The 20,236-nt window shown below is 64.0% G+C and carries 28 protein-coding genes; 13 read left to right on the forward strand and 15 right to left on the reverse strand.

What is annotated here, in order from left to right; translation table 11 throughout:
• Positions 1-24 precede the first annotated feature (24 nt).
• Entirely contained in the window at positions 25-477 is a 453-nt protein-coding gene (locus ACVIGA_RS39695; protein WP_375780676.1) for a DoxX family protein, read from the forward strand.
• Positions 478-599: 122 nt separating this feature from the next.
• Here the strand turns inward: ACVIGA_RS39695 and ACVIGA_RS39700 are convergent, their stop codons facing one another.
• From ACVIGA_RS39700 to ACVIGA_RS39715, 4 genes are all read right to left on the reverse strand, one after another.
• Positions 600-1,157: a dihydrofolate reductase gene (locus ACVIGA_RS39700; RefSeq protein WP_456670317.1), complete on the reverse strand. Its 558-nt coding sequence runs from the start codon at positions 1,155-1,157 to the stop codon at positions 600-602.
• Between the two features lie 20 nt (positions 1,158-1,177).
• Positions 1,178-2,164 (reverse strand): polysaccharide deacetylase family protein, encoded by a 987-nt coding sequence (locus ACVIGA_RS39705; protein WP_456670318.1) that lies wholly within the window; start codon positions 2,162-2,164, stop codon positions 1,178-1,180.
• Between the two features lie 163 nt (positions 2,165-2,327).
• Positions 2,328-2,897, reverse strand: a complete 570-nt coding sequence (locus tag ACVIGA_RS39710; RefSeq protein WP_456670319.1) for a glutathione peroxidase — start codon at positions 2,895-2,897, stop codon at positions 2,328-2,330.
• A gap of 218 nt (positions 2,898-3,115) precedes the next feature.
• The gene (locus ACVIGA_RS39715; protein WP_456670320.1) at positions 3,116-4,822 is read right to left on the reverse strand and encodes a L,D-transpeptidase; all 1,707 of its coding nucleotides are present in this window, start codon (positions 4,820-4,822) and stop codon (positions 3,116-3,118) included.
• 223 nt (positions 4,823-5,045) lie between these two features.
• Between ACVIGA_RS39715 and ACVIGA_RS39720 the strand changes: the two genes are divergently transcribed.
• Positions 5,046-5,606, forward strand: coding sequence for a CreA family protein (locus ACVIGA_RS39720; protein ID WP_223967992.1), 561 nt, complete (start codon positions 5,046-5,048; stop codon positions 5,604-5,606).
• Between the two features lie 44 nt (positions 5,607-5,650).
• Here the strand turns inward: ACVIGA_RS39720 and ACVIGA_RS39725 are convergent, their stop codons facing one another.
• A complete protein-coding gene (locus tag ACVIGA_RS39725; RefSeq protein ID WP_456670321.1) occupies positions 5,651-5,878 on the reverse strand; it encodes a hypothetical protein in 228 nt (75 codons plus the stop codon).
• A gap of 467 nt (positions 5,879-6,345) precedes the next feature.
• On the opposite strand from ACVIGA_RS39725, the gene ACVIGA_RS39730 reads away from it, so the two are divergent.
• The gene (locus ACVIGA_RS39730; RefSeq protein ID WP_375780681.1) at positions 6,346-6,504 is read left to right on the forward strand and encodes a hypothetical protein; all 159 of its coding nucleotides are present in this window, start codon (positions 6,346-6,348) and stop codon (positions 6,502-6,504) included.
• 39 nt (positions 6,505-6,543) lie between these two features.
• A complete protein-coding gene (locus tag ACVIGA_RS39735) occupies positions 6,544-6,939 on the forward strand; it encodes a hypothetical protein (protein ID WP_456670322.1) in 396 nt (131 codons plus the stop codon).
• A 52-nt stretch (positions 6,940-6,991) separates the two neighbouring features.
• Here ACVIGA_RS39735 and ACVIGA_RS39740 read toward each other — a convergent pair whose 3' ends face one another.
• Genes ACVIGA_RS39740 through pdxR form a run of 3 tightly spaced genes read right to left on the reverse strand, consistent with a single transcriptional unit; the run spans position 6,992 to position 8,944 of the window.
• Positions 6,992-7,234, reverse strand: coding sequence for a DUF6719 family protein (locus ACVIGA_RS39740; RefSeq protein ID WP_223967988.1), 243 nt, complete (start codon positions 7,232-7,234; stop codon positions 6,992-6,994).
• An 11-nt stretch (positions 7,235-7,245) separates the two neighbouring features.
• A complete protein-coding gene (locus tag ACVIGA_RS39745) occupies positions 7,246-7,395 on the reverse strand; it encodes a hypothetical protein (RefSeq protein WP_223967987.1) in 150 nt (49 codons plus the stop codon).
• 46 nt (positions 7,396-7,441) lie between these two features.
• Positions 7,442-8,944, reverse strand: coding sequence for a MocR-like pyridoxine biosynthesis transcription factor PdxR (gene pdxR, locus ACVIGA_RS39750; RefSeq protein WP_456670323.1), 1,503 nt, complete (start codon positions 8,942-8,944; stop codon positions 7,442-7,444).
• A gap of 106 nt (positions 8,945-9,050) precedes the next feature.
• Here pdxR and ACVIGA_RS39755 point away from each other — a divergent pair, with 106 nt between their 5' ends.
• Positions 9,051-9,743 (forward strand): pyridoxamine 5'-phosphate oxidase family protein, encoded by a 693-nt coding sequence (locus ACVIGA_RS39755; RefSeq protein ID WP_456670991.1) that lies wholly within the window; start codon positions 9,051-9,053, stop codon positions 9,741-9,743.
• Positions 9,744-9,797: 54 nt separating this feature from the next.
• Positions 9,798-11,075: an ArgE/DapE family deacylase gene (locus tag ACVIGA_RS39760; RefSeq protein ID WP_456670324.1), complete on the forward strand. Its 1,278-nt coding sequence runs from the start codon at positions 9,798-9,800 to the stop codon at positions 11,073-11,075.
• A gap of 105 nt (positions 11,076-11,180) precedes the next feature.
• Here ACVIGA_RS39760 and ACVIGA_RS39765 read toward each other — a convergent pair whose 3' ends face one another.
• On the reverse strand, positions 11,181-11,969 hold the full coding sequence (locus tag ACVIGA_RS39765; RefSeq protein ID WP_456670325.1) for a cobalamin-binding protein: 789 nt from the start codon (positions 11,967-11,969) through the stop codon (positions 11,181-11,183).
• Between the two features lie 182 nt (positions 11,970-12,151).
• On the opposite strand from ACVIGA_RS39765, the gene ACVIGA_RS39770 reads away from it, so the two are divergent.
• The gene (locus tag ACVIGA_RS39770; RefSeq protein ID WP_456670326.1) at positions 12,152-12,550 is read left to right on the forward strand and encodes a PaaI family thioesterase; all 399 of its coding nucleotides are present in this window, start codon (positions 12,152-12,154) and stop codon (positions 12,548-12,550) included.
• Between the two features lie 140 nt (positions 12,551-12,690).
• The gene (locus tag ACVIGA_RS39775) at positions 12,691-13,314 is read left to right on the forward strand and encodes an N-acetyltransferase family protein (RefSeq protein WP_456670327.1); all 624 of its coding nucleotides are present in this window, start codon (positions 12,691-12,693) and stop codon (positions 13,312-13,314) included.
• Positions 13,315-13,397: 83 nt separating this feature from the next.
• On the opposite strand, the gene ACVIGA_RS39780 is transcribed toward ACVIGA_RS39775, so the two are convergent.
• From ACVIGA_RS39780 to ACVIGA_RS39790, 3 genes are all read right to left on the reverse strand, one after another.
• Complete coding sequence (locus ACVIGA_RS39780; RefSeq protein ID WP_223967981.1) at positions 13,398-13,706, reverse strand: hypothetical protein; 309 nt, start codon at positions 13,704-13,706, stop codon at positions 13,398-13,400.
• 89 nt (positions 13,707-13,795) lie between these two features.
• Entirely contained in the window at positions 13,796-14,095 is a 300-nt protein-coding gene (locus ACVIGA_RS39785; protein WP_176531724.1) for a putative quinol monooxygenase, read from the reverse strand.
• A 16-nt stretch (positions 14,096-14,111) separates the two neighbouring features.
• Positions 14,112-14,795, reverse strand: coding sequence for a DUF2161 domain-containing phosphodiesterase (locus tag ACVIGA_RS39790; protein WP_456670328.1), 684 nt, complete (start codon positions 14,793-14,795; stop codon positions 14,112-14,114).
• Between the two features lie 135 nt (positions 14,796-14,930).
• Here ACVIGA_RS39790 and ACVIGA_RS39795 point away from each other — a divergent pair, with 135 nt between their 5' ends.
• On the forward strand, positions 14,931-15,275 hold the full coding sequence (locus ACVIGA_RS39795) for a hypothetical protein (protein ID WP_456670329.1): 345 nt from the start codon (positions 14,931-14,933) through the stop codon (positions 15,273-15,275).
• Here the strand turns inward: ACVIGA_RS39795 and fabG are convergent.
• Positions 15,272-15,952 (reverse strand): 3-oxoacyl-ACP reductase FabG, encoded by a 681-nt coding sequence (fabG, locus tag ACVIGA_RS39800; RefSeq protein ID WP_456670330.1) that lies wholly within the window; start codon positions 15,950-15,952, stop codon positions 15,272-15,274. The genes ACVIGA_RS39795 and fabG overlap by 4 nt on opposite strands.
• A gap of 124 nt (positions 15,953-16,076) precedes the next feature.
• Between fabG and ACVIGA_RS39805 the strand changes: the two genes are divergently transcribed.
• Entirely contained in the window at positions 16,077-16,784 is a 708-nt protein-coding gene (locus tag ACVIGA_RS39805; RefSeq protein WP_456670331.1) for an SGNH/GDSL hydrolase family protein, read from the forward strand.
• A 113-nt stretch (positions 16,785-16,897) separates the two neighbouring features.
• Positions 16,898-17,104, forward strand: coding sequence for a hypothetical protein (locus ACVIGA_RS39810; protein WP_038375209.1), 207 nt, complete (start codon positions 16,898-16,900; stop codon positions 17,102-17,104).
• Between the two features lie 14 nt (positions 17,105-17,118).
• Here ACVIGA_RS39810 and ACVIGA_RS39815 read toward each other — a convergent pair whose 3' ends face one another.
• Positions 17,119-17,862, reverse strand: coding sequence for a tyrosine-protein phosphatase (locus tag ACVIGA_RS39815; protein WP_456670332.1), 744 nt, complete (start codon positions 17,860-17,862; stop codon positions 17,119-17,121).
• A gap of 127 nt (positions 17,863-17,989) precedes the next feature.
• On the opposite strand from ACVIGA_RS39815, the gene ACVIGA_RS39820 reads away from it, so the two are divergent.
• Positions 17,990-18,301, forward strand: a complete 312-nt coding sequence (locus ACVIGA_RS39820) for an MliC family protein (RefSeq protein WP_456670333.1) — start codon at positions 17,990-17,992, stop codon at positions 18,299-18,301.
• Positions 18,302-18,391: 90 nt separating this feature from the next.
• Here ACVIGA_RS39820 and ACVIGA_RS39825 read toward each other — a convergent pair whose 3' ends face one another.
• Positions 18,392-18,592 (reverse strand): DUF2735 domain-containing protein, encoded by a 201-nt coding sequence (locus ACVIGA_RS39825; protein ID WP_456670334.1) that lies wholly within the window; start codon positions 18,590-18,592, stop codon positions 18,392-18,394.
• Positions 18,593-19,133: 541 nt separating this feature from the next.
• Here ACVIGA_RS39825 and ACVIGA_RS39830 point away from each other — a divergent pair.
• Complete coding sequence (locus ACVIGA_RS39830) at positions 19,134-20,168, forward strand: glutamine synthetase beta-grasp domain-containing protein (protein WP_229198322.1); 1,035 nt, start codon at positions 19,134-19,136, stop codon at positions 20,166-20,168.
• The last annotated feature ends 68 nt before the right edge of the window (positions 20,169-20,236 follow it).

A 20,236-nucleotide genomic window follows, 5' to 3' on the forward strand; every position in this document is an offset into this window, starting at 1 on the left:
TCTGCCATCCAGTGAGGCCGACCCATGCCAGCGTTCATCACCTTCGGACGGATTCTGTTCGCCGTGCTGTTCCTCTATTCGGGGGCAAGCAAGCTGTTCGGCATCCAGGCAACGGCGGATCTGCTCACGGCCAAGGTGACGATCCCGGCCATCGCAGCACCCTATACGCAGCAGATCGAGACCTTCGTCGGCATGCCGTTCATGCAGCTCTTGGCGATCACGGTCGGCGGCTTCGAGATCATCGCGGGGCTGATGATCGCGGTGAACGTGCTGGCAAGGTTCTTCGCGATCCTGCTGATTATCTTCGTGTGCTTCACGACCTTCTATTTCCATGATTTCTGGAATCAGCCGGCGCCTGACAACGCCAAGACCCTGATCGACGCACTGAAGAACCTGTCGCTGATCGGCGCGCTGTTCATCATCGCAGGCTACGGCCGCGGCCCGCGCCGCGACGACCCGGCGTATGGGGATGTGTAGATACGACGACTACGTCGCAGTCGTAGGGCGGATTAGCGAAGCGTAATCCGCCGATTTTCATATGGGGCAGGAGGAGCCGGCGGGTTACGCCTTCGGCTAACCCGCCCTACGAACGACGATCTTCAACCCACCCGCCGCCACGGCGTCACGCTGACATCCTGCTCCGCGTCGATCTGCTGCGGCGCGCCGGCGTGAAGGCCGTGCGCTGACAGCACCTGCTGCGGGGTGCGGGCAGGAACGCCGGGAAAGCACGGCTCGCCGTCGGGGATGCGCACTTTCGGTGCGACCGAGAGCCAGAACGTGTCGTAGCGGTCCATGAACATGCCGAACACGCCGGGGCCGCCGATGATCGCGACCGTGCCCGAGCTCACGCCGGCCTCGCGGCTCGCGGTCTCGAACGTGCAGCCGGCGGGATTCCACAACAGCGCCTTCGGATTGTCCGGATCGGGTGCGATGGCTGCGACCTTGCCGGTCAGGATCAGGCGGCGCCGCTTCGATGCGTTCGGCTGCTCTTCCTGGGAGTGGCGGCCATGCACGACGAGGTCCGCACGGTCGAGCGCTGCGGTGAAGAACCGCTTGTCGCCCTCGATCTTGAGGTCGTCGGGCATCACATTCCGCGCGTTCGCCAACCGGCCATCGGCGGAGACGATGACGAAACCCTCGATACGCAACCCAGACACCAGAATGATCGCCGGCGCGCTTACTGATCGACTGTCGTGACGACGCTGTTCACCGGCCGCGAGCTCACGGTCGGCAGCTTGACGTCCTTGGCGAGCTCCTGCTCGTATTGCGGCAGCACGGTCGCCGGGGATTTCGCGCGCATCGCGACCACCTTGTAGCCGCCGGCCTTGAGCTGCGTCAGCAGCGTCGGCAGCGCTTCCGCGGTGTGCTTCTGGAAGTCGTGCATCAGGATAATGCCCTTGCCGAGCTTGGCGAGCTTCTTCATCACGGTGTCGATCACCTGTTGCGAGTTCTTCGACTTGAAGTCGAAGGAGTCGAGGTCGCAGGAGAAGATCGCGATGTTGCGGTTGCCGAGATAGGTGACCATCTCCGGCGGATGTTGCAGCGCCGGGAAGCGGAAGAACGGCGAGGGCGACGTCTCGAGCGCCCACTTGACCGCAGCCAGACCGCGCTCGATCTCGTCCTTCTTCTGATCCTCGGTCAGCTTCTTGTTGTTCAGATTTTCGTGCGACCAGGTGTGCGAGCCGACGGTGTGCCCGGCAGCATAGACCTGGCGCAGGATTTCGGGGTGATAGGTGGCGTGCTTGCCGATCGGGAAGAAGATGCCCGTGGTGCATTCATCGGCGAGCGCCTTCAGTACCGCCGGCGTGTTGCCCGGCCACGGACCGTCGTCGAAGGTCAGCACCACCTCATGGTCGCGCAGGAAGTCGAGCTGCTTGAAATGCTCGAAGCCGAAGCCGGGACCGCCTGTGGTGTCGATCTCGACGGTGCGGGCGACACCGAGCGCGTTCGGATTGTTGCAGGCGGCGCGTGCCGGCTGCGGCGCTTGCTTCGGTGGCACTTGAGCGGCCGCTGCGGCAGGCGCAGCAGTAGCAGGCGCTGCGGCCGCTGGTGCTGCCGCCGGCGCTGGGGCGGCGCCCTTGGCGGGCGGCGTCTGCGACCAAGCTGCGCTCGACGCGAGCAATGATACGGTCCCTGCGAAAATCAGACCTGCCGCAATGCGCATGGCGTGTTCCCTGCTGATCGCGCTCCCGGTGCCGGCACTGCCGCAACCAAGGCCGCTTCACCCCCAACTGATCGTACCCTAGTCACAGTGCCGACGCCAAGGCAATGAACGTGGCGACCTCGCGCCCAAAATCCCAGTTAATTCCGGGGATTATCGTAACTTCTCAGGCTGCCGCCAGTGCCCGTGCGATCCCAGTCTTGATGCGGGTGTCGTCCGGCGTCACCGACTCAGGGAAGACGTCGGCGATATAGCCGTCGCGGCCGATCAGGTATTTGTGGAAATTCCAGCGCGGCACGTCCTTCGGCCGTGCCTCCGCCGCCCAACGGTAAAACGGATGCGCGTTTGCGCCCTTGACCACGGCTTTAGCCGCGATCGGGAAGGTGACGCCGTATTGATGCTGCGCGGTCTCGGCGATCTCGGTCGGGCCGCCGGGTTCCTGGCCGCCGAAATCATTGGAGGGCACGCCGATGATGACGAAGCCGCGATCGCGGAATTCGGTCCACAATTGCTGCAGGCCGGCATATTGCGGCGTGAAGCCACACAGCGAGGCCGTGTTCACGATCATCAGGGGATGGCCGGCATAGTCGGCAAGCCGAATGTCGCCGCCGGAGAGAGCCGGAAATGAGAAGGCATAGGCCGTGATCCGGCTCATCGCCGGCTGCTCCGCATGCAGCGCACGGGATCCTGCGGCCGCGGCCAACGCCGCCACGATCAGTGTCCTGCGGTCCATCATGGTCTCGTCCCCGGAACAGATGTTCACGGCGATCATAATCCAGCGGGCAGGCGCGGGCTTTCAAGAAGCTGTTACGGCTGGAGAGGTGGCGGGAGCCGATTGGACCGGGGCCCATCCATTGTCATTGCGAGCGAAGCGAAGCAATCCATAACCCGATCCAGGGAGATATGGATTGCTTCGTAGCTATCGCTCCTCGCAATGACGGTGAGGTCTGTTACTCAGCGCAGCGGCAGGATGAAGTCGGTGCCTTCGCCGGTCTCGCCCTGGTTCACGCCCAAGTCCGAGACGATGATCGATCCGCCGGTGCCGAGCGCTTCGTTGATCCGCGCCGTCGCGTCGGCCGGGATCGAGATGCGGTCGAGCGCCTCGGCCGGGGTGTTGGTCGCCGGCTGCGGCTTCGCCTCGACCGGCGCTGCGGCCGCCAGCTTGCGACGATGCGAGGCGCGCTCCTCGACGTCGATGCGGGCGGCGTTGCGGGTCGGCAGCGTCACCACCGACCAGCGCAGCAGGTTCGCATCGGTCTTGTCGGCTTCCGCGGTGAACACATGCGTGCCGAGCGGCCGGTCGCTGGCTGCGATCGTCACCGGCACCTCGAACAGCGGCGCAAAGTTCTGCCGCACATAGAGCTTGGAATCCTTGCGGCTGATGAACACCGCGATCTGGCCGCCGCGCTTCGGTATGTCGATCTTGGCAACGCCGGGCAGCCGTGCGGGATCCTTGGCCGCATCCTGGCTGGCGTCGGCCGCAGTCGCCGCCTCGGCGGGCTTGACCGCATCCGCCGCCTTGGCGGCGTCCTTGCTGCCCGCATCAGTCTTGGCCGCGTCCGTCTTGGATGGTTCCGTTCTGGGCGCCTCGGCAACGCCGGGCTTGGCGGCGTCTGCCTTCGGCTCATCGGCTTTGGCTTCGGCCTTCACCGGGTCGCTTGCGGAAACCTCGGACTTCGGCGTGTCGGTGCTGCCGGTGACCTCGCCGACCGTCTTGTCGTCGGCAGCGGCAGGCTCGGCCGCGCTCACCTCGGACTTGTCAGCTGCGATCTTCTCCGCAATGGCGTCGCGCGTGGTGGAGGACGCATCGGACATCGTCGCCGACGCGCTTGCCGCCGACATCGCGCCGCTGGCATCGGCGGTGTGGGTGTTGTCGCGCAGTGACGCGGCGGCTGCATGGCCGACGCTGGTGCGCAGGTCGAGACTGGATTGCTTGTCCGCGCCCTTGTCGCTCTTCACGCCGAGCGGCGCGTCCATCTTCAGAACATCGTCGGCAACCGGCTGCTGCGGCGCGACCTTCTGCGTCACCAGCAGCGGATGCGAGAAATTCTCCGGCGAGATCGTGCCCGGCGTGACGAACACGCGGGCGCCCATCCGCGTCCAGTTGTACATCTTGACCGCAAACGACATCGGCATGCGGATGCAGCCATGCGAGGCCGGATAGCCGGGCAGCACGCCGGCGTGCATCGCGATGCCCGACCAGGTGATGCGCTGCATGTACGGCATCGGTGCGCCGCTATAGATGTTGGACTGGTGGTACTTCTGCTTCTGGATGACGCTGAAGACACCCATCGGGGTCGAATGCCCCTTCATGCCGGTCGATACCGGGCTCTCGGCGTAGAGGCCGTTGGCGTCGTAGATGCTGACCCGCTGCTGGTCGATCGAGACCGAGATGATCAGGGGACCCTGCGGCTTGCGGCCGGCCTCCTTCTCGATCGCCGGATTCTTCTTGGCTGTACTGCGCTTCGGCTTCGGCCGGGCCTGCTGCGGCGGCATCGGCTCGATATCGCCGTAATAGCCGGAGTCACGATTCCAATAGAACAGGGCTGCATCGGCCTGCGAGGAGGCGGCCACGGTGCCGGCTGCCGTCAGAATTGCAAACTGCCAGACCCGCCTATTCGCAGAATCAAAAATCGAAATCTGACGTCCGCTTGCGCGCATATTCCGAATCCCAGTCCAAACTATCTGTTGGTTGTCGCAGACGCCGAACGCGTTCACCAGCGCAAGCGATCTAACCCTTCCGTGAGGGGCTATTTTTCGACGAAAGAGTAGCAAAAAAGCCTCACAGGAGGTTAAAGCGCCCGGTCTGATCACCGAACTGTCAGCGCCTTCCTGTGCGGCGTTTGCGCACTACATAGGCGGGACCCACCCGGCGGAGACCTCAATGACATCGAGAAATGTGAGCTTGTGTGACGTGCGACTGTTGTCTCGATGGGGCTGCGCGGCGCTGCTGATGTTGCTCGCTTTGGGGCAGGCGGTTCCCGCAGCCGCGGCCGACGAGCCGGACCTGATCTTTCGCCGCTCGACGGTGTTCAAATGGGTGAGCCCGAACGACAAGCTCGCGACCTATGGCGTCGACGACCCCGAGGTCGACGGCGTCGCTTGCCACTTCACGGTGCCGGAGAAGGGCGGCTTCAAGGGCTGGCTCGGCCTTGCCGAGGAAGTCTCCGATATCTCGCTGGCTTGCCGGCAGATCGGGCCGATCCGCTTCAAGAACAAGCTCAGCCAGGGCGACGACATGTTCAGCAAGCGGCGGTCGCTGTTCTTCAAGCGGATGCAGATCGTGCGCGGCTGCGACGCCAAGCGCAACGTGCTGGTCTACATGGTGTATTCCGACAAGCTGATCGAGGGCTCGCCGAAGAACTCGACGTCGTCGGTGCCGATCATGCCTTGGGGCGCGGCCGACGCCACCGCCGTGCAGAAATGCGGCGAGTTCATTCAGTAGCGGGAGCAGGGGCTTGGCCCGGGCGGGCTGAAGCGGCGGTCGAGCTAGCGCTTGGTTTGCCCGAACTGCTTCGTGCCGATGCTGAGGCCTGGCTTGACCTTTGGGTCGTGGCAGCCGACGAGGCGGACCAGCTTCTGCTGCGCGCACTCATTGTCGCCCATCACATAGGCGCCCTGCTGCGGCATCGCGGCCGTCATCTGTTGCTGCTGGCCGGATTTGCTGGCCGCGGATTGATTGCCAACACCCATGTTGCCATTGCCCACGACTGACATCCTTCGTTGGATTGGATCACAGCAACTGTTGGATCAGGGATCACAACAACCGTTGGATCGGGAATCACCACAACGTGCCACCGCGGAGATGGTTGCACGGCGCCCAGATGAGTCGGCCGAACCGCCGGCCGGTTCACGCCGCTGTTGCTGTGCTGCTTCCTGTCTCAGCAGAGGAAAGTTAAGAAAGCGCGGTAGCCCGCTCAATTTGCACGCATAATTCGTCGGCGGTTCCCGCCGCCGAGCGGCGCTCGGCGCGCGAAATGTTGAACACGCCCACGGGCGGCGTGCTCGCGCTGAAAACATTGGTGTTTTCCGGCCAATGTTTCGTGGGCTGCCGATCGACGAAACAATTCTCCGGTCGACGAAACCATTTTCAGCTTGTTCCGCAGAACTCTCGAAACGGCAGATCGTTATCAAACCGTCAACAACGGCGCCCGGCGTCGAGTCGGAATGACGGAGACTGTCAAATGCGGACCATGAGCCTGATCCTCGCCTTCGCCTTCATGATGGCCGGTTCGTCGATGGCTGGTACCCCGGACAATGGTTTGCCCGGCATCGGCACCTTCTCCTACAACGGCTCGCCGGTGGTCACGTCGGCCCCGATGGTGGTGGCGCAGGTCAACTGAGCGCGACGCGACAAACAGAACTGCCGGTAAAGGCTCCCCATGTTGCTCCGTATCTGTTCCGCCGCGCTCCTGGCATCGCTTGCCCTCATAGGTTCCGCGCAGGCCCAATCCCGACTTCCACTCGAGTCGATGCAGATCCGGTCGCTTTACCGGGTACCTGAGCCGCGCGACGAGTTCGTGCGCCAATGCGCGCCGCATATGCTCGGGCGCTGGGCGCATCCCGAGGCCGTGTGCGGTTGCCTGCATGACCATGCTGCCGCGACGGTGGACGATCCCGATCTGCGCCAGGCGCTGCTGCGCGGCATCAGCGAGACCGGCGTGCCGACCATCGAGACCGATTGGGTGCCGCCGTCCAAGCAAAACGAGATTGGCCCAACCTTCACCAAAATCGCCAAGCCGACGCTGCAATGCATGTTCGAGCCGATCTCGAACTGAGCGGCGTGTTGCCGATGCAATGATGAATGAGGCGCCTCGCCGAAGCTGGGCGCTACTTTTTGGCGAGGCGCTGCACGCAGCTTTGGGTCCGCACCACGCCATTCTGGCTCAGCCTGGCGCCGATCACCTGCTTGATCTGCCCGGCCGGGCAGGAGCCGTCATCGACCAGGACGCGCTGACCGACCCGGAGGTCGACGATGTCAGCCTCGCGCATGACGGTCTGTGCGGAAGCGGACTGAATGATCGCGAGAAATGCTGCGGCGCTGACCAGCGCGACCAATCCGATGCGCGGCATCGCAGCCTCCTTCACTTGTTCTGGATCTTGACCCCGTCGGGGCCGACATTGATCTGCAAACCTTCGGGCTGCTTGTTCGCCTGGTATAGATTGTAACCGAGCATCCCTGCGATCACGACCAGCGCGGCGATCACGAGATACAGGACGTTGCGATTGGGCATCCGGTATCTCCGTAGGCGGACACTGACTGAACGCGGGCGACCTTAGTCAGGTGGTTGCGATTCTCCTAGAGCGCTGCGGCCTGGCGGACATCTTGCGCGTTGCGCGCAGCGCAGTCAGCGTTGTCTTCGCCAGTTGTTCCGCCGACGCGACCAGTTGCGGAACCGGATGACCGGAAAATCCCAGCACGAAGCCGGGCAGTGGCCGCGCGCGATGATAGGTCTCGGCGAGCAGCCAGCCGCCGACGCCGGCAGCCGCCTTGGCCTGCGCGGCAATCTGCGGATCGGTTGAGGGAACGAGCCGCGCCACGAGATGCAGGCCTTGCGACGGCACGGGAACCGTGAGCTCGCCCTCGGATGCACGGGTGAGTGTCGAAGCCAGCACGTCGCGCGCCTCGCGATAGAGTTTGCGCGACTTGCGCAAGTTGGCGGCGAAGGCGCCGGAGTTCAGCATGTCGGCGACCGCGCCTTCCATCAGGGTGCCGGGAAAGCGATCGAGCGCGGCGCGCGCCGCCGTCACCGGGCCGATCAAGGCTTCGGGCAGGGCGCAGTAACCGATCCGTAGTCCAGGAAACAGCGTCTTCGCGAACGTGCCCATGTAGATCACACGGCGCAGATGATCGATGCCGGCGAGCGACAGCAGCGGTGCGCCGTCATAGCGGAACTCGCTGTCGTAATCGTCCTCGAACACGAAGGCGCCGGCGTCCCTGGCCCAGTCGAGCAGCTCGAGCCGGCGCGGCATCGCCATCTGCACGCCGAGCGGAAACTGGTGCGACGGCGTGACATAGGCGGCGCGCGCGCTAGGCGCGGATAGGCGTCCCTTGTCGATGCGCATGCCGGAGCCATCGACCGGCACCGACACCGGACGATAGCCGCAATGCTCGATCGCGCGCCGCGCCGCCGGATAGCCGGGGTCCTCGCACCAGACCTGGTCGCCTGGCTTGAGGATCGCGCCGAGCACGATGCGCAGCGCATGCAGCGTGCCCGAGGCCAGCATGATCTGGTCGGGATCGCAGCGCAGCCCGCGCGCCGACAGCAGATGGTCTGAGATCGCGGCACGCAACTCGCTGCTGCCGCGGGGATCGCCGTAGTGCAGATGCTCGGAGCCGAAGGCGCGCAGCCGGCGGCCGGCAAAGGCGCGGAAGCGCTGCAGTGCGCGCTCATCGATATGCGTGCAGCCGAGCGACAGCGCATTGTGCTGCGGCGGTTCGATCTCGATCCTGGCGCGTCGCGGCGCGGTGGCCTGGGCCGGAATGCGCGCGGCGACGAAGGTGCCGGAGCCCGTGGTCGCCACGGCGAAGCCGTCGGCGATCAGCCGCTCGTAGGCTGTGGTGATGGCGTTGCGGCGGAAGCCGGTCTGCTTGGCCAGCGCGCGCGACGGCGGCAGCGGCTCGCCCGGCTTGACGAGGCCGCCGACGATGGTGTGGCACAGCGCCTGATAGAGCCGCTGCTGCGAGGCTGCGCCAGCGGTCACGTGCGGGCCGGTGAGGTCGAGCGGTAGCTCAGGCTTGCGCGCCGTGGGCTCTCGGGAATTGGTCGGAATTTTTCGCATGGAATTGGCACTATCGCAGACCAAATGGGCCGCTACAACTCTGGACAGATTCCAGATTTCGAAAGGCACTGCCGTGACCGAAGGCGCGTCCACTCCGTCCTACCCCATGTCGTCCCGCAACCGGGTCAAGCGCCGCCATGATCGCGGCTTCTACGACCACGCCACCGTGCACAAGATCCTGGACGCCTCGATGCTGTGCCACGTCTCCTACGTGATCGACGGCCAACCCTATTGCACGCCGACCTTCTTCTGGCGCGAGGGTACGAAACTCTATTGGCACGGCTCGAGCGCGAGCCGGATGCTGGAGAACCAGTCCGAAGGCCAGCGCGTGTGCCTGACGGTTGCCCATCTCGACAGCCTGGTGCTGGCACGCTGCGGCTTCAACCACTCGGCCGACTATCGCGCGGTGATGGCGTTCGGCTCGGCCTATCTCGTGACCGACCCGGAAGAGAAGGAGCGCGCGATCGTTGCGATGGTCGACCGCTTCTTTCCGGAGCGCACCGCGGGCCTGCGCGCCAGCAACAAGCAGGAGATCAAGGCGACCTCGTTCATAGCGATGGACATCGAGGAGGCCTCGGCAAAGGTGCGCGCCAAGGGCGTCGCCGACGACGACGAGGATTACGAGTTGCCGATCTATGCCGAGCGCATTCCGGTGCGCACCGTGCTCGGTGCGCCCGAGCCGTGTCCGCGGCTGCTCGAAGGCGTGACGCGGCCGACAATGCTCGATGGCTATTCGGAAGGCCGTCTGCTCGAAGATGCATTGCGGGATGCCTATTTTGCGCAATACCCGGAGGGATAAATCGGGTTACGGTGCGGCTCCCGCCTCTTCTGATGTCCTCCATGGAGCTGCCGAATGACTGCCGAGACGCAACAACGAATCCTTAGCGCCGTTGACGAAGGATTCGATGCGCAGCTTGCGACGACGCAGGCCTTTGTCGCGATCCCCTCGACCCGCGGCGCCGAGGGGCCGTGCCAGGACATGATCGGCGATCTCCTGCGCGAACGCGGCTACGAGGTCGACGACTGGCACATCAATCTCGACGAACTGAAGGATCTGCGCGGCTTCGGCCCGATCGAGCATGACTTCTCCAAGGCGCGCACGGTGGTCGGTACCTATCGCCCGGCTACCAATGCCGGCAAATCGCTGATCCTGCAGGGCCACTGCGACGTGGTGCCGACCGGCCCGCTGGAGATGTGGGAGACGCCGCCGTTCTCGCCGGTCATCAAGGACGGCAGGATGTACGGCCGCGGCGCCTGCGACATGAAGTCCGGCACCATCGCTGCGCTCTATGCGCTGGATGCGATCAGGAAGGCCGGCCTGAAGCCGACGGCGCGGATCCACTTCCAGTCCGTGATCGAGGAGGAGAGCACCGGAGTCGGTGCGCTCTCGACCTTGCAGCGCGGCTATCGCGCCGATGCCTGCTTCATCCCGGAGCCGACCAACGGCAAGATGATCCGCTCGCAGGTCGGCGTGATCTGGTTCCGCCTGAAGGTGCGCGGCTTCCCGGTGCACGTGTTCGAGGCCGGCGCCGGCTCGAACGCGATCATGGCTGCGTATCATCTGGTGCATGCGCTGGAGAAGCTCGAGATCGCCTGGAACGAGCGCGCCAAGGCAGACCGCCACTTCAAGGACGTCAATCATCCGATCAATTTCAATCCGGGCATCATCAAGGGCGGCGACTGGGCCTCCAGCGTGCCGGCCTGGTGCGATGTCGATTGCCGCATCGCGGTGCTGCCGGGCTGGTCGATCGCGGAGTGCCAGAAGGAAATTCTGGCCTGCGTGTCGGCGGCGGCGCGCGACCATCGTTTCCTCTCCAACAATCCGCCGCAGGTGGAATGGTCGGGCTTCCTGTCGGAAGGCTACGAGCTCGTGAACTCCGAGGCGCCCGAAGCCGCTTTCGCCAAGGCGCATCAGACGGTCTATGGCGGAACGGTGGAAGACCGCGCTTTCACCGCACTGACCGACACGCGTTTCTACGGCCTGAACTACGACATCCCGAGCCTCTGCTTCGGCGCCAGTGGCGCGGCGATGCACGGCTTCAACGAATATGTCGAACTGGAATCGCTGCGGAAGTCGACCAAGGCCATCGCGCTGTTCATCGCGGAATGGTGCGGAGTGGAGAAGGCGTAGGTAGTCTTCCCGTCATTGCGAGGAGCGAAGCGACGAAGCAATCCATTTCGCGGCAAGCAGTGACATGGATTGCTTCGCTTCGCTCGCGATGACGACGCAGTTGTCCTATACACGCTCCGCCCACAACGCCTTGACGATCGCATCGAGCCCATCAGTCAGCGCCGCGGGGCCGGGCTGCAGGATGATCGACGACTTGATCTCGACGATGCGGTCGTTGCGCACGGCCGGAATATCGCTCCAGCCAGAGCGCTTGCGGATGCGGTCGGGTACGACCTTCTTGCCGCACCAGGATGCCAGGATCACGTCGGGCATCGCCGTGTGCACGGCATCGGGCGGGACGATGCGATCCTTGGCGGCCTTCTGCTCGCGCAGGTGCGGCAGCGCGTCCTCGCCGCCGGCAATCTCGATCAGCTCGGACACCCAGCCAATGCCGCTGATCAGTGGATCGTCCCATTCCTCGAAATAGACCTTTGGCCGCGGCGCCGGACGCGGCGTTGCCGCGATGGCGGCCAGCCGTTGTTCGAGGCTTTGCGCGAGTTGCCCGGCGCACTCGACAGCACCGACCATCGCGCCGAGGCTGCGGATCATTGCGAGGATGCCGGCGACATCGCGCTGATTGAAGACATGGACGGCGACACCGGCGCGCACGAGATCGGCGACGATGTCGGCCTGCAGGTCGGAGAAGGCGAGCACCAGATCGGGATCGAGCGCCAGGATCTTTGGAATGTCGGCGGAGATGAACGCCGACACACGCGGCTTCTCGCGGCGGACCTGCGGCGGCCGCACCGCGTAGCCGGAGACGCCGACGATGCGGTCCTGTTCGCCGAGCAGATAGAGAGTCTCGACGGTCTCTTCGGTCAGGCAGACGATCCGGCGGGGAGGGAAGTCGCGCATCGCGGACGGTATGCAGACTCGCCAACGATTGTCACGGCGGCCATGACGTCATCTGCACCATTACCTCGGAGGTCATTGCCGGGCTTGACCCGGCAATCCATCATGCAGAGGACGCTTCTCGCGAGAACAATGGATACGCGGGTCAAGCCCGCGTATGACGCCAGAAAAACCGGAGGAACGTGATGACGCCGCTCGAAAAGATCCAGTCCATGAAGATGCCGTTTGCGGAACTGAAGGGCGTCACCTTCACCGAGGCCGGCCCGGATCGCGTGGTTGCGAAAATGCTGGTGCGGCCGGACCTCTGTACCCTCCGAAACACCATCCACGGCGGCGCGGTGATGGCCTTCGCCGATTCGGTCGGCGCCGCCGCCACCGTGATCAACCTGCCTGAGGACGCCAAGGGCACCACGACGCTGGAGAGCAAGACCAACTTCATCGGCGGGGCCAAGGAGGGGGCCACCGTGATCGCGACGGCGATCCCGGTTCACCGCGGCCGGCGGACCCAAGTCTGGCAGACCAGGCTGGAGACTGAGGACGGCAAGCTGGTCGCGGTGGTTACGCAAACGCAGCTGGTATTATGATGAGGCAATGATGTGATTTACCGATCACATCATTGTTTACTTAAATGAATCTAGACACTTGAATTATATTGTGCGTCGCACAATATTGGGACTACTAGGGACTCGACGCCTCCTCGAGGGCTACCAAGAGGAGTTATGAAATGAACTATGATTCCATCCGTCCGACGTCCGCCAAGGGCACCGTGCGGACGTTGAGCCAGCAGGAGGAGCTTCCGCTGCTGCGCGATCACCTGTTGCGACTGGATCGTACCAGCCGCCATGATCGTTTTCATGGCTTCATCGACGACAGCTTCATCCGCCGCTACGCCGAGCGCTGCGCCAATGACGGCACGGTCATTATCGCCTATTTCGAGGATGGCGTGGTCCGCGGCGCGGCCGAGCTGCATCCGCCGGAGCAATCACCGGATGCGCAGCCTGAGATCGCCTTCAGCGTGGAACGGTCGGTGCGGCGCAAGGGCGTCGGCAGCACGTTGTTCCGCAAGCTGATCGCCGAGGCGCATGCCAAGGGCTACGACAGCCTGCGCATCACCACCGGCGCGCAGAACGACGCGATGCGTGCGCTCGCCACCAAGTTCGGTGCGCAGCTGACCTTCCGTCACGGTGAGTCCACCGGCAGCATCGACCTGACCGAGCAGCACCAGGCTGAACCGGCGCCGGCCGCTGCACCGGTTACGCCGGTCGAGGCCGCGCGCGCGATCGTCGACATGAACCGCGCCTATTGGCGAATGGTGATGCAGATGTCCGGCTGGGGCCGCGCAGCTTGAGCTGAGGTATCGGATCAGAAGCGTAAAAAGGGCAATCCGCTCAGCGGACTGCCCTTTTTCTTTGAGTAACCGGATGTCGTTGTTCAGGTGCCGGTACGTTTGTCGATCGCGAAGCGGCGGACCACGCGGCGCTCGACCACGACCGAGCGCTGTGCGCCCTGTTCGCCGGCGATCACGCGGGTTGCCGTACCGGTGCGGGCGCTGACGCGCGCGGTCTTCTTCACCTCGGCCAGCACCTCTTCATAGGGCAGCCCCATCAGGGACGACGCGATCTCGGCCTGGGCCTCCACGTCGTCGGTGATGCCGATGGCGGCGAAGATTGCCTCCTCCAGCGTCGGCGGATCGTGCCGCACGCGCCGGGTGCCATACTTGGTGTTCCAGTCTCCGCTCATCGCCGCCTCATCTTTGAATCGCGGGAGATACGTAAGGTCCCCAATGTTGCATTGCAATATGAATATGAGATGGCAATCCAGCCATGCAGCTAGAGTCTCTCAATCTTGTGAGCGTCATAAAGTTCGATGGTGGTCGCAGCCGCCGCGAGAGATTGCAGGGAGCGGACGAAATCGCGTGACGCAGGCACCGCAAAATGCGCCGCCAGCGCAGCGCGGTCGGCCCATTGCTCGAAAAACACCAGCCTGAGCGGATTCTCGCAATCGACCTGGACCGCATGCGAGATGCAGCCGGGCTCGGTGCGCGAGCGATGGACATGCTCGAGGCTCAGTCGCCGCACCTCGTCGAACGAGTCGGGGCGGGCGGTAACGCTGCCGGTGACGACGATCATGGTCTCCCCCCAGTTGTTACGGGGCGGCTTCCGCCCCTGATGCACCAATCGGTTGCTGCGGCCAGCGCTTCAGCGCGGCGCGGCCGGCATCGGTCAGCACATAGATGCCGCGCTCGGCGCGATCGAACCAGCCGTAGACATTATGCTGCAGGATCTTGCCGGCGTCGGGAATCTCGGCGCGCAGGTCGCGCACCCGCCGGGGACCATCCGACAGCGCACAGGCGCAGGCCAGCGCCTGCTGCCGATACGCGGTCATGATCGGCGCGCGCGTCGATCCGCCCATGGCAGGATCGCCCTTGCGCTTCCGATGCTCGGTGATCAGGCGCGAGCGCTTCTTCGGATTGCGGCGCGGTGCCGCAGTCGGCGGCGGCACCAGCACCTCGACGTCGCCGCGGTCGGTGACGCCGAGCATGCCGAAGCCGAGCCGCCGGCACAGATTGCGATAGCGCGCGTCGCTCTCGCGGCCCTTGCCGCGGGCCGAGACCTTGGCCGCGATCCACACCTCATCGGCGGCCGCGGCGCGATCGACCGCCTGCAGGATCAGTTCGAGATTGAAGGCAAGCTTCAGTTCGCCGATCACGACGACAGGCGGATCGCCGCCGCTCAGCGCCACGAGGTCGCAGCCGCCGATTTCGCCCTTCACCGTGAAGCCGAGCTTTTCCAGGAAGCGTTTGACGGGCAGATAAAGCGCGGTTTCCAACAGGCAGGCTCCTGCGGCATCCCGCCGCGACTCAAGCGCCAGCATAGCGCGGAATTGCGCCCACTGAGGCGGATGGAATTTGCCCAAAGCGCGGCCAGGCGGCTATTGTTGGGCCGGACAGGGCGCGACCATTTCATGATCCGGAACGGCCTCTATCACATCACCGTCGAATTTCTCGATGGCGTCTCTGGCGGCAACCAGGGCGTCATGGTGCTGCGCGACGGCCAGATGCGCGGCGGCGACTCGTTCTTCTTCGCCCACGGCAGCTACACCGCGGCCGACGGCAAGTGGAAGGGCGAGGTCACCAACGAGGAGCATTCGCCGACCTACGGCGAACGCCCGGTGTGGGAACGCAAGGTGGTCACCATCGGTTTTACCGGCACCTACACGGACGAGGCCGCCGAGGGCAACGGCATGGCGCTGGCCGGCAAGCAGAGCATCCGCTTCCGGTCGAAGCTGCGCCTGCTGGTTGCAGACTAAACCCGTCCGTTCACCGGCAGCAGCGCGCCGGTGACGGCGCTCGCGGCGTCGCTGGCGAGGAACAGGATGATCTCGGCGAGTTCCTTCGGCGTCACCCATTTCGAGATGTCTGCCTTCGGCATCGCGGCGCGATTGGCGGCAGTGTCGATGATCGAGGGCAGCACGGCGTTGACCGTGACCTTGCCCTTGAGCTCGGCGGAGAGCGACTCGGTGAGGCGATGCACGCCGGCCTTGGAGGCCGCGTAGGGGCCCATGCCGGAGGCCGCCTGCAGGGCGCCGAGCGCACCGATATTGATGATCCGTCCGGCGCCCGATTTGATGAGATGCGGAATGGCCGCGTGCGACGTGTTGAAGGCGGTCATCACGTTCATCGCATACATGCGCTGCCAGGTCGCGGGATCGCCGTCGCTCACCGCCTCGAAGGTGAAGCCGCCGGCGATGTTGATCAGTCCGTCGAGCCGGCCGAAATGCGCCGCCGCCTTGTCGATCGCAGCCGTCGCCTGCGCGGTGTCGGTGAGGTCGACATTGCCGAGCTCGATACGATCGGCCGTCGCGGCCAGCTGCGAGGCTGCATGATCGATGCCGGCAACGCGCGCGCCGCGCGCCAGGGCTTCTTCGGCGACCACCTTGCCAAGCGCGCCAAGCGCGCCGGTGATGATGATGGCTTTTCCCTTCATGGCGGTCTCCGTATCAGCAACAGGTTGCTACCCACTATGATCAGGCGGATTTCATTTGCAATGCTGCCAATTTCGTCTCCTACTGCGCGTATTCATCAGTTCATTCACCTCAAGGATGTTTGCGATGCCGACAGCGAGGACCTGCGAAACCCATCTCGAACTCGTCAAGTTCAGCTACGGATTGCCGCATCTTGCGCAGGCGCTCAAGCGCGACCGGAAGGTCAAGATCGTTGCCCTCGGATCATCATCGACCGCGGGAGCCGATAAAATTCTCCCATTTCCACCACGGCTGGAGATCTTATGGCGTAGCCAGAAGCAGTCCTTCGGCCGGATGATCGACATCGTCAACCGAGGGATCGGCGGGCAAGAGGCGCCGGAAGAGTTCTCGCGCATCGAGTCCGATGTCATCGCCGAAGCACCGGTGATGGTGATTTGGCAGGTCGGCACTAACGCCGTGTACAGGAACTACAACTTCGATCAGGTGCAAGCGACATTCGAGGCAGGACTCGATGTGCTCGCCGGGCTGCCGCTAGACGTCGTGGTGATGGACTCGCAATACACCCAGGCAATCATCGGCGCGCCAGACGTGCTCAAGCTCGCCAACCAGTTCATGCCAATGATCGCCGACGTCGCTGCAAGCAGGAAAGTCAACCTGTTCCGCCGCTTTGCGCTGATGAAGCAATGGGTCGATGCCGGAATTCCGCTCTCCGAACTCGACGATGGTGCACAGGAGCATCTCCATACGAGCGAGTGGGCGACCGATTGTGTCACTCAAGCGTTGCTCGGTGCGATCAACGATGCAGTGGCACGTAGCGCGAGCATGTCGTCCTGACTACGTAAGACTACGGAGGTGGGCGGGTTCGATAAAATTTGCGGCAGTTCTGTAAGTCGTTTTCAGAACCCTTTGCTTAGAAGCGGAACTCCGATCAAGGCAGGGGAATGCGAATGGGAAATCTTCCGGATCACGGTTTACCGCTCGTTCAGCTTAAGGAGCAGCGGCGCGATCTCGTGGTGGCGCTGCAAAACCGCAACGGACCAGTGGGCAGCTGGGAGCTGATGCAGATCGCAGCGATTCAGCAGGCGATCTCGGCGTTCGAGGACGTGATTGCCGACCTCGACGCCGAGCTTGAGCTCGAGGCCGCGGCGGCCTGAGCGACGTGAATCGATCAAGCCTGTAGATAGCGGCCTTCAAGCGCCTTGCGCTCGGCCTGGCCGAGCCCGAGGCCTTCGCGGAAATAGCCGTCGAGGCTGCCATAGTCGGCATCGATCGCCTCGAACGCCGCCTCCAGAAACGCCGCACGTACGGTGCCGAGCACCTGCTTGACGTCATCGGGCAGCTCGGTGCTGTGGGCCGGGTCGCGCTTGTAGAACTGGTTGGTCAGGAGATAGTCGTCCGCGATCACCTGATCGGACACGCCGAGCGCGTGCAGGATCAGCGCGCAGGCAAAGCCGGTGCGGTCCTTGCCCGCGGTACAGTGGATCACCAGCGGGGCGCGGTCCTCGAGCAGATGGGCGAACAGCGTGCGATAGCGCGGCGTGTTGTCCTGCACGTAGCCGCGGTAGGAATCCCGCATCACGTCGATCGCATCGGCCTCCAGCAGTTGACGTTGGCTGGCGATCGCGCGCAGCGAAGCAACCACCGTCGGCTCGACCGGGAGCGAATGCACGGTCACGTCGCTCATGCTGCACAGCGCCTCGGCGCGCTCGGCGACGCCGCGGAAGTCGAACGCGCACTTGACCCCGAGCGAGCGCACCACGGCGACGTCCTGCTCGGTGAGATAGGCCAGATGGTTGGAGCGGAAGATCTGCCGCCAGCGCACCGTCCGGCCGTCACGCGTCCGGTAGCCGCCAAGGTCACGAAAATTGCTGGCGCCGGCGAGATTGAGGTGACGGGCAGGGGCTTCTGACATCGGGCGGGCCTGTTGCAGCTGGTGAGGTCTTGGCGCAGAAAACCTGACGCAGAAAACTTGGCGCAGGAATCCCGGCGCAGGTGTATCGGCGCAGACAGGTCTATAACCGGCCTCTCGGGGGGAGAATATGACTTATCGCGGAGGCGCCATTCTCGTCGGCGCAATTCTTGTCGGGATTCTTGGTTCCTCGGCCGCGCCGGCGCAATCCGCCTTCCGGAATTATCATTGTGCCGACGGTACGCATTTCATTGCCGCTTTCTTCAACGGGGACACCCGCGCGCATCTGCAACTTGACGGCAAAGCGGTGACACTGACGAAGCGTCTGTCGCTGACGGGTGTGCGCTACAAGGGGGGCGGCGTCACGCTCGAGGTCACCAAGGCCGGTTTGACCAGGCTCCGGCATGCGAAGCGGCCGGTGACGGCCTGCGAACTGGCATGAAAAAAGGGCCGAAACGCTTCGTTCCGACCCTCTCTTACTGCTCTGCTGCTGTCTGACGCTTTTGCGTCACGCCTCTCTGCCCGATCGACATCAGTGATCGCGGCTCGGCTTGGCGTCTTCGATGGCCGCCTGATGGTACCAGCTCTCGCTGCAGGCAGAGGTCTCGACCTCAGCGGCAAGCTCGCGCGCCGTCCGCATCTCGCCGTAGGGGCGCCCGCCGAGCGCCGCGCGGCCCCCAGCCGGGAATTGATAGATCGTTGCCGATCCCTGATTTTGGCCCGTCGTAATCATGTCAAAGTCTCCTATGGCCGGAGCGAGCCTCCATGGTGCGCCCGACTCATTCGTGTGTCGTTACCGTCGTTTTGATATCGGCCCGGGCCCGATAGGGCGCAAGTTGACCAAGAAATAGTCATTCACTGTCTAATTTGTGTGCAAATCCAGGTTTGCATCTTGCGAGGCAGGATGCAGCTGACCAACGCTTGGGCCGAGCCGATGGTTGCTCGGCGCCCAATGGTGGGACTCGAACTGTCACATGGCGCTGCCGCCGCATTAATCGGTAGCCGACGCCGTAGCTGAATTTGCTGCAGAAACGGGCGGCGGAGGGCGCTGAGAGAAGATTTTGGCTGACCGTGGCGCATGCCAGCTGCGCTGCTTTGTCGCAGCTAAAAATGCGATGTCCGCTGTGGACATCCGCAGGCCGGGCGGGTGCCGCAGTGCAGCGACTGGCATTTTAATTGCTTAGTAAGAGCCGGCCGATGGTGGCCGGGTACGCGTGCGGCGGCCGACTGGCTTTCGGTTCCTCACGGTTTTGCATCATCAACAGAGAGGTTCAATGACCAAGTACAAGCTCGAGTATATCTGGCTCGACGGATATACGCCGACGCCGAGCCTGCGCGGCAAGACGCAGATCAAGGAATTCGCGTCGTTCCCGACCCTCGAACAGCTTCCGCTGTGGGGCTTTGACGGTTCGTCCACCCAGCAGGCTGAAGGCCACAGCTCTGACTGCGTGCTGAAGCCGGTCGCTTGCTATCCCGACGCCGCGCGCGAGAACGGCGTGCTTGTCATGTGCGAAGTCATGATGCCCGACGGCAAGACGCCGCATGTCTCGAACAAGCGCGCCACCGTTCTGGATGACGAAGGCGCCTGGTTCGGCTTCGAGCAGGAATACTTCTTCTACAAGGACGGCCGTCCGCTCGGCTTCCCGGAAGAGGGGTATCCGGCTCCGCAGGGCCCGTACTACACCGGCGTCGGCTACAAGAACGTCGGCAGCGTCGCCCGCAAGATCGTCGAAGAGCATCTCAATCTCTGCCTCGCCGCCGGCATCAACCACGAAGGCATCAACGCCGAAGTGGCGAAGGGCCAGTGGGAATTCCAGATCTTCGGCAAGGGCTCCAAGACCGCCGCTGACCAGATGTGGATGGCCCGCTATCTGATGCTGCGCCTCACCGAGAGCTACGGCATCGATATCGAATTCCACTGCAAGCCGCTCGGCGACACCGACTGGAACGGCTCGGGCATGCACGCCAACTTCTCGACCAAGTACATGCGCGAAGTCGGCGGCAAGGACTACTTCGAGAGCCTGATGAAGGCCTTCGACAAGAACCTGATGGACCACATCGCCGTCTACGGGCCGGACAACGACAAGCGTCTGACCGGCAAGCACGAGACCGCGCCGTGGAACAAGTTCAGCTATGGCGTGGCTGACCGTGGTGCGTCGATCCGCGTACCGCACTCCTTCGTCAACAACGGCTACAAGGGCTATCTGGAAGACCGCCGCCCGAACTCGCAAGGCGACCCCTACCAGATCGCTTCGCAGATCCTGAAGACGATCTCCGAGGTTCCGACCGGCGCCAAGGCTGCGGCTTGAATGGCCGCGGCTTAATGGCCGCGGACTAAGCAGCTACCGGCCCCGGATGGAGCCATCCGGTACCGCAA

Source organism: Bradyrhizobium sp. USDA 3240 (assembly GCF_054063295.1).

Coding starts and splice junctions, on each gene's coding strand:
- ACVIGA_RS39775 (WP_456670327.1), top strand. CDS start 12,691: ATGAACTATGATTCCATCCGTCCGACGTCCGCCAAGGGCACCGTGCGG.
- ACVIGA_RS39825 (WP_456670334.1), bottom strand. CDS start 18,592: ATGATTACGACGGGCCAAAATCAGGGATCGGCAACGATCTATCAATTC.
- ACVIGA_RS39815 (WP_456670332.1), bottom strand. CDS start 17,862: ATGTCAGAAGCCCCTGCCCGTCACCTCAATCTCGCCGGCGCCAGCAAT.
- ACVIGA_RS39805 (WP_456670331.1), top strand. CDS start 16,077: ATGCCGACAGCGAGGACCTGCGAAACCCATCTCGAACTCGTCAAGTTC.
- ACVIGA_RS39780 (WP_223967981.1), bottom strand. CDS start 13,706: ATGAGCGGAGACTGGAACACCAAGTATGGCACCCGGCGCGTGCGGCAC.
- ACVIGA_RS39795 (WP_456670329.1), top strand. CDS start 14,931: ATGATCCGGAACGGCCTCTATCACATCACCGTCGAATTTCTCGATGGC.
- ACVIGA_RS39720 (WP_223967992.1), top strand. CDS start 5,046: ATGACATCGAGAAATGTGAGCTTGTGTGACGTGCGACTGTTGTCTCGA.
- ACVIGA_RS39740 (WP_223967988.1), bottom strand. CDS start 7,234: ATGCCGCGCATCGGATTGGTCGCGCTGGTCAGCGCCGCAGCATTTCTC.
- ACVIGA_RS39810 (WP_038375209.1), top strand. CDS start 16,898: ATGGGAAATCTTCCGGATCACGGTTTACCGCTCGTTCAGCTTAAGGAG.
- ACVIGA_RS39710 (WP_456670319.1), bottom strand. CDS start 2,897: ATGATGGACCGCAGGACACTGATCGTGGCGGCGTTGGCCGCGGCCGCA.
- pdxR (WP_456670323.1), bottom strand. CDS start 8,944: ATGCGAAAAATTCCGACCAATTCCCGAGAGCCCACGGCGCGCAAGCCT.
- ACVIGA_RS39760 (WP_456670324.1), top strand. CDS start 9,798: ATGACTGCCGAGACGCAACAACGAATCCTTAGCGCCGTTGACGAAGGA.
- ACVIGA_RS39715 (WP_456670320.1), bottom strand. CDS start 4,822: ATGCGCGCAAGCGGACGTCAGATTTCGATTTTTGATTCTGCGAATAGG.
- ACVIGA_RS39830 (WP_229198322.1), top strand. CDS start 19,134: ATGACCAAGTACAAGCTCGAGTATATCTGGCTCGACGGATATACGCCG.
- ACVIGA_RS39735 (WP_456670322.1), top strand. CDS start 6,544: ATGTTGCTCCGTATCTGTTCCGCCGCGCTCCTGGCATCGCTTGCCCTC.
- ACVIGA_RS39765 (WP_456670325.1), bottom strand. CDS start 11,969: ATGCGCGACTTCCCTCCCCGCCGGATCGTCTGCCTGACCGAAGAGACC.
- ACVIGA_RS39695 (WP_375780676.1), top strand. CDS start 25: ATGCCAGCGTTCATCACCTTCGGACGGATTCTGTTCGCCGTGCTGTTC.
- ACVIGA_RS39705 (WP_456670318.1), bottom strand. CDS start 2,164: ATGCGCATTGCGGCAGGTCTGATTTTCGCAGGGACCGTATCATTGCTC.
- ACVIGA_RS39730 (WP_375780681.1), top strand. CDS start 6,346: ATGCGGACCATGAGCCTGATCCTCGCCTTCGCCTTCATGATGGCCGGT.
- fabG (WP_456670330.1), bottom strand. CDS start 15,952: ATGAAGGGAAAAGCCATCATCATCACCGGCGCGCTTGGCGCGCTTGGC.
- ACVIGA_RS39745 (WP_223967987.1), bottom strand. CDS start 7,395: ATGCCCAATCGCAACGTCCTGTATCTCGTGATCGCCGCGCTGGTCGTG.
- ACVIGA_RS39755 (WP_456670991.1), top strand. CDS start 9,051: ATGTCGTCCCGCAACCGGGTCAAGCGCCGCCATGATCGCGGCTTCTAC.
- ACVIGA_RS39785 (WP_176531724.1), bottom strand. CDS start 14,095: ATGATCGTCGTCACCGGCAGCGTTACCGCCCGCCCCGACTCGTTCGAC.
- ACVIGA_RS39725 (WP_456670321.1), bottom strand. CDS start 5,878: ATGTCAGTCGTGGGCAATGGCAACATGGGTGTTGGCAATCAATCCGCG.
- ACVIGA_RS39820 (WP_456670333.1), top strand. CDS start 17,990: ATGACTTATCGCGGAGGCGCCATTCTCGTCGGCGCAATTCTTGTCGGG.
- ACVIGA_RS39770 (WP_456670326.1), top strand. CDS start 12,152: ATGACGCCGCTCGAAAAGATCCAGTCCATGAAGATGCCGTTTGCGGAA.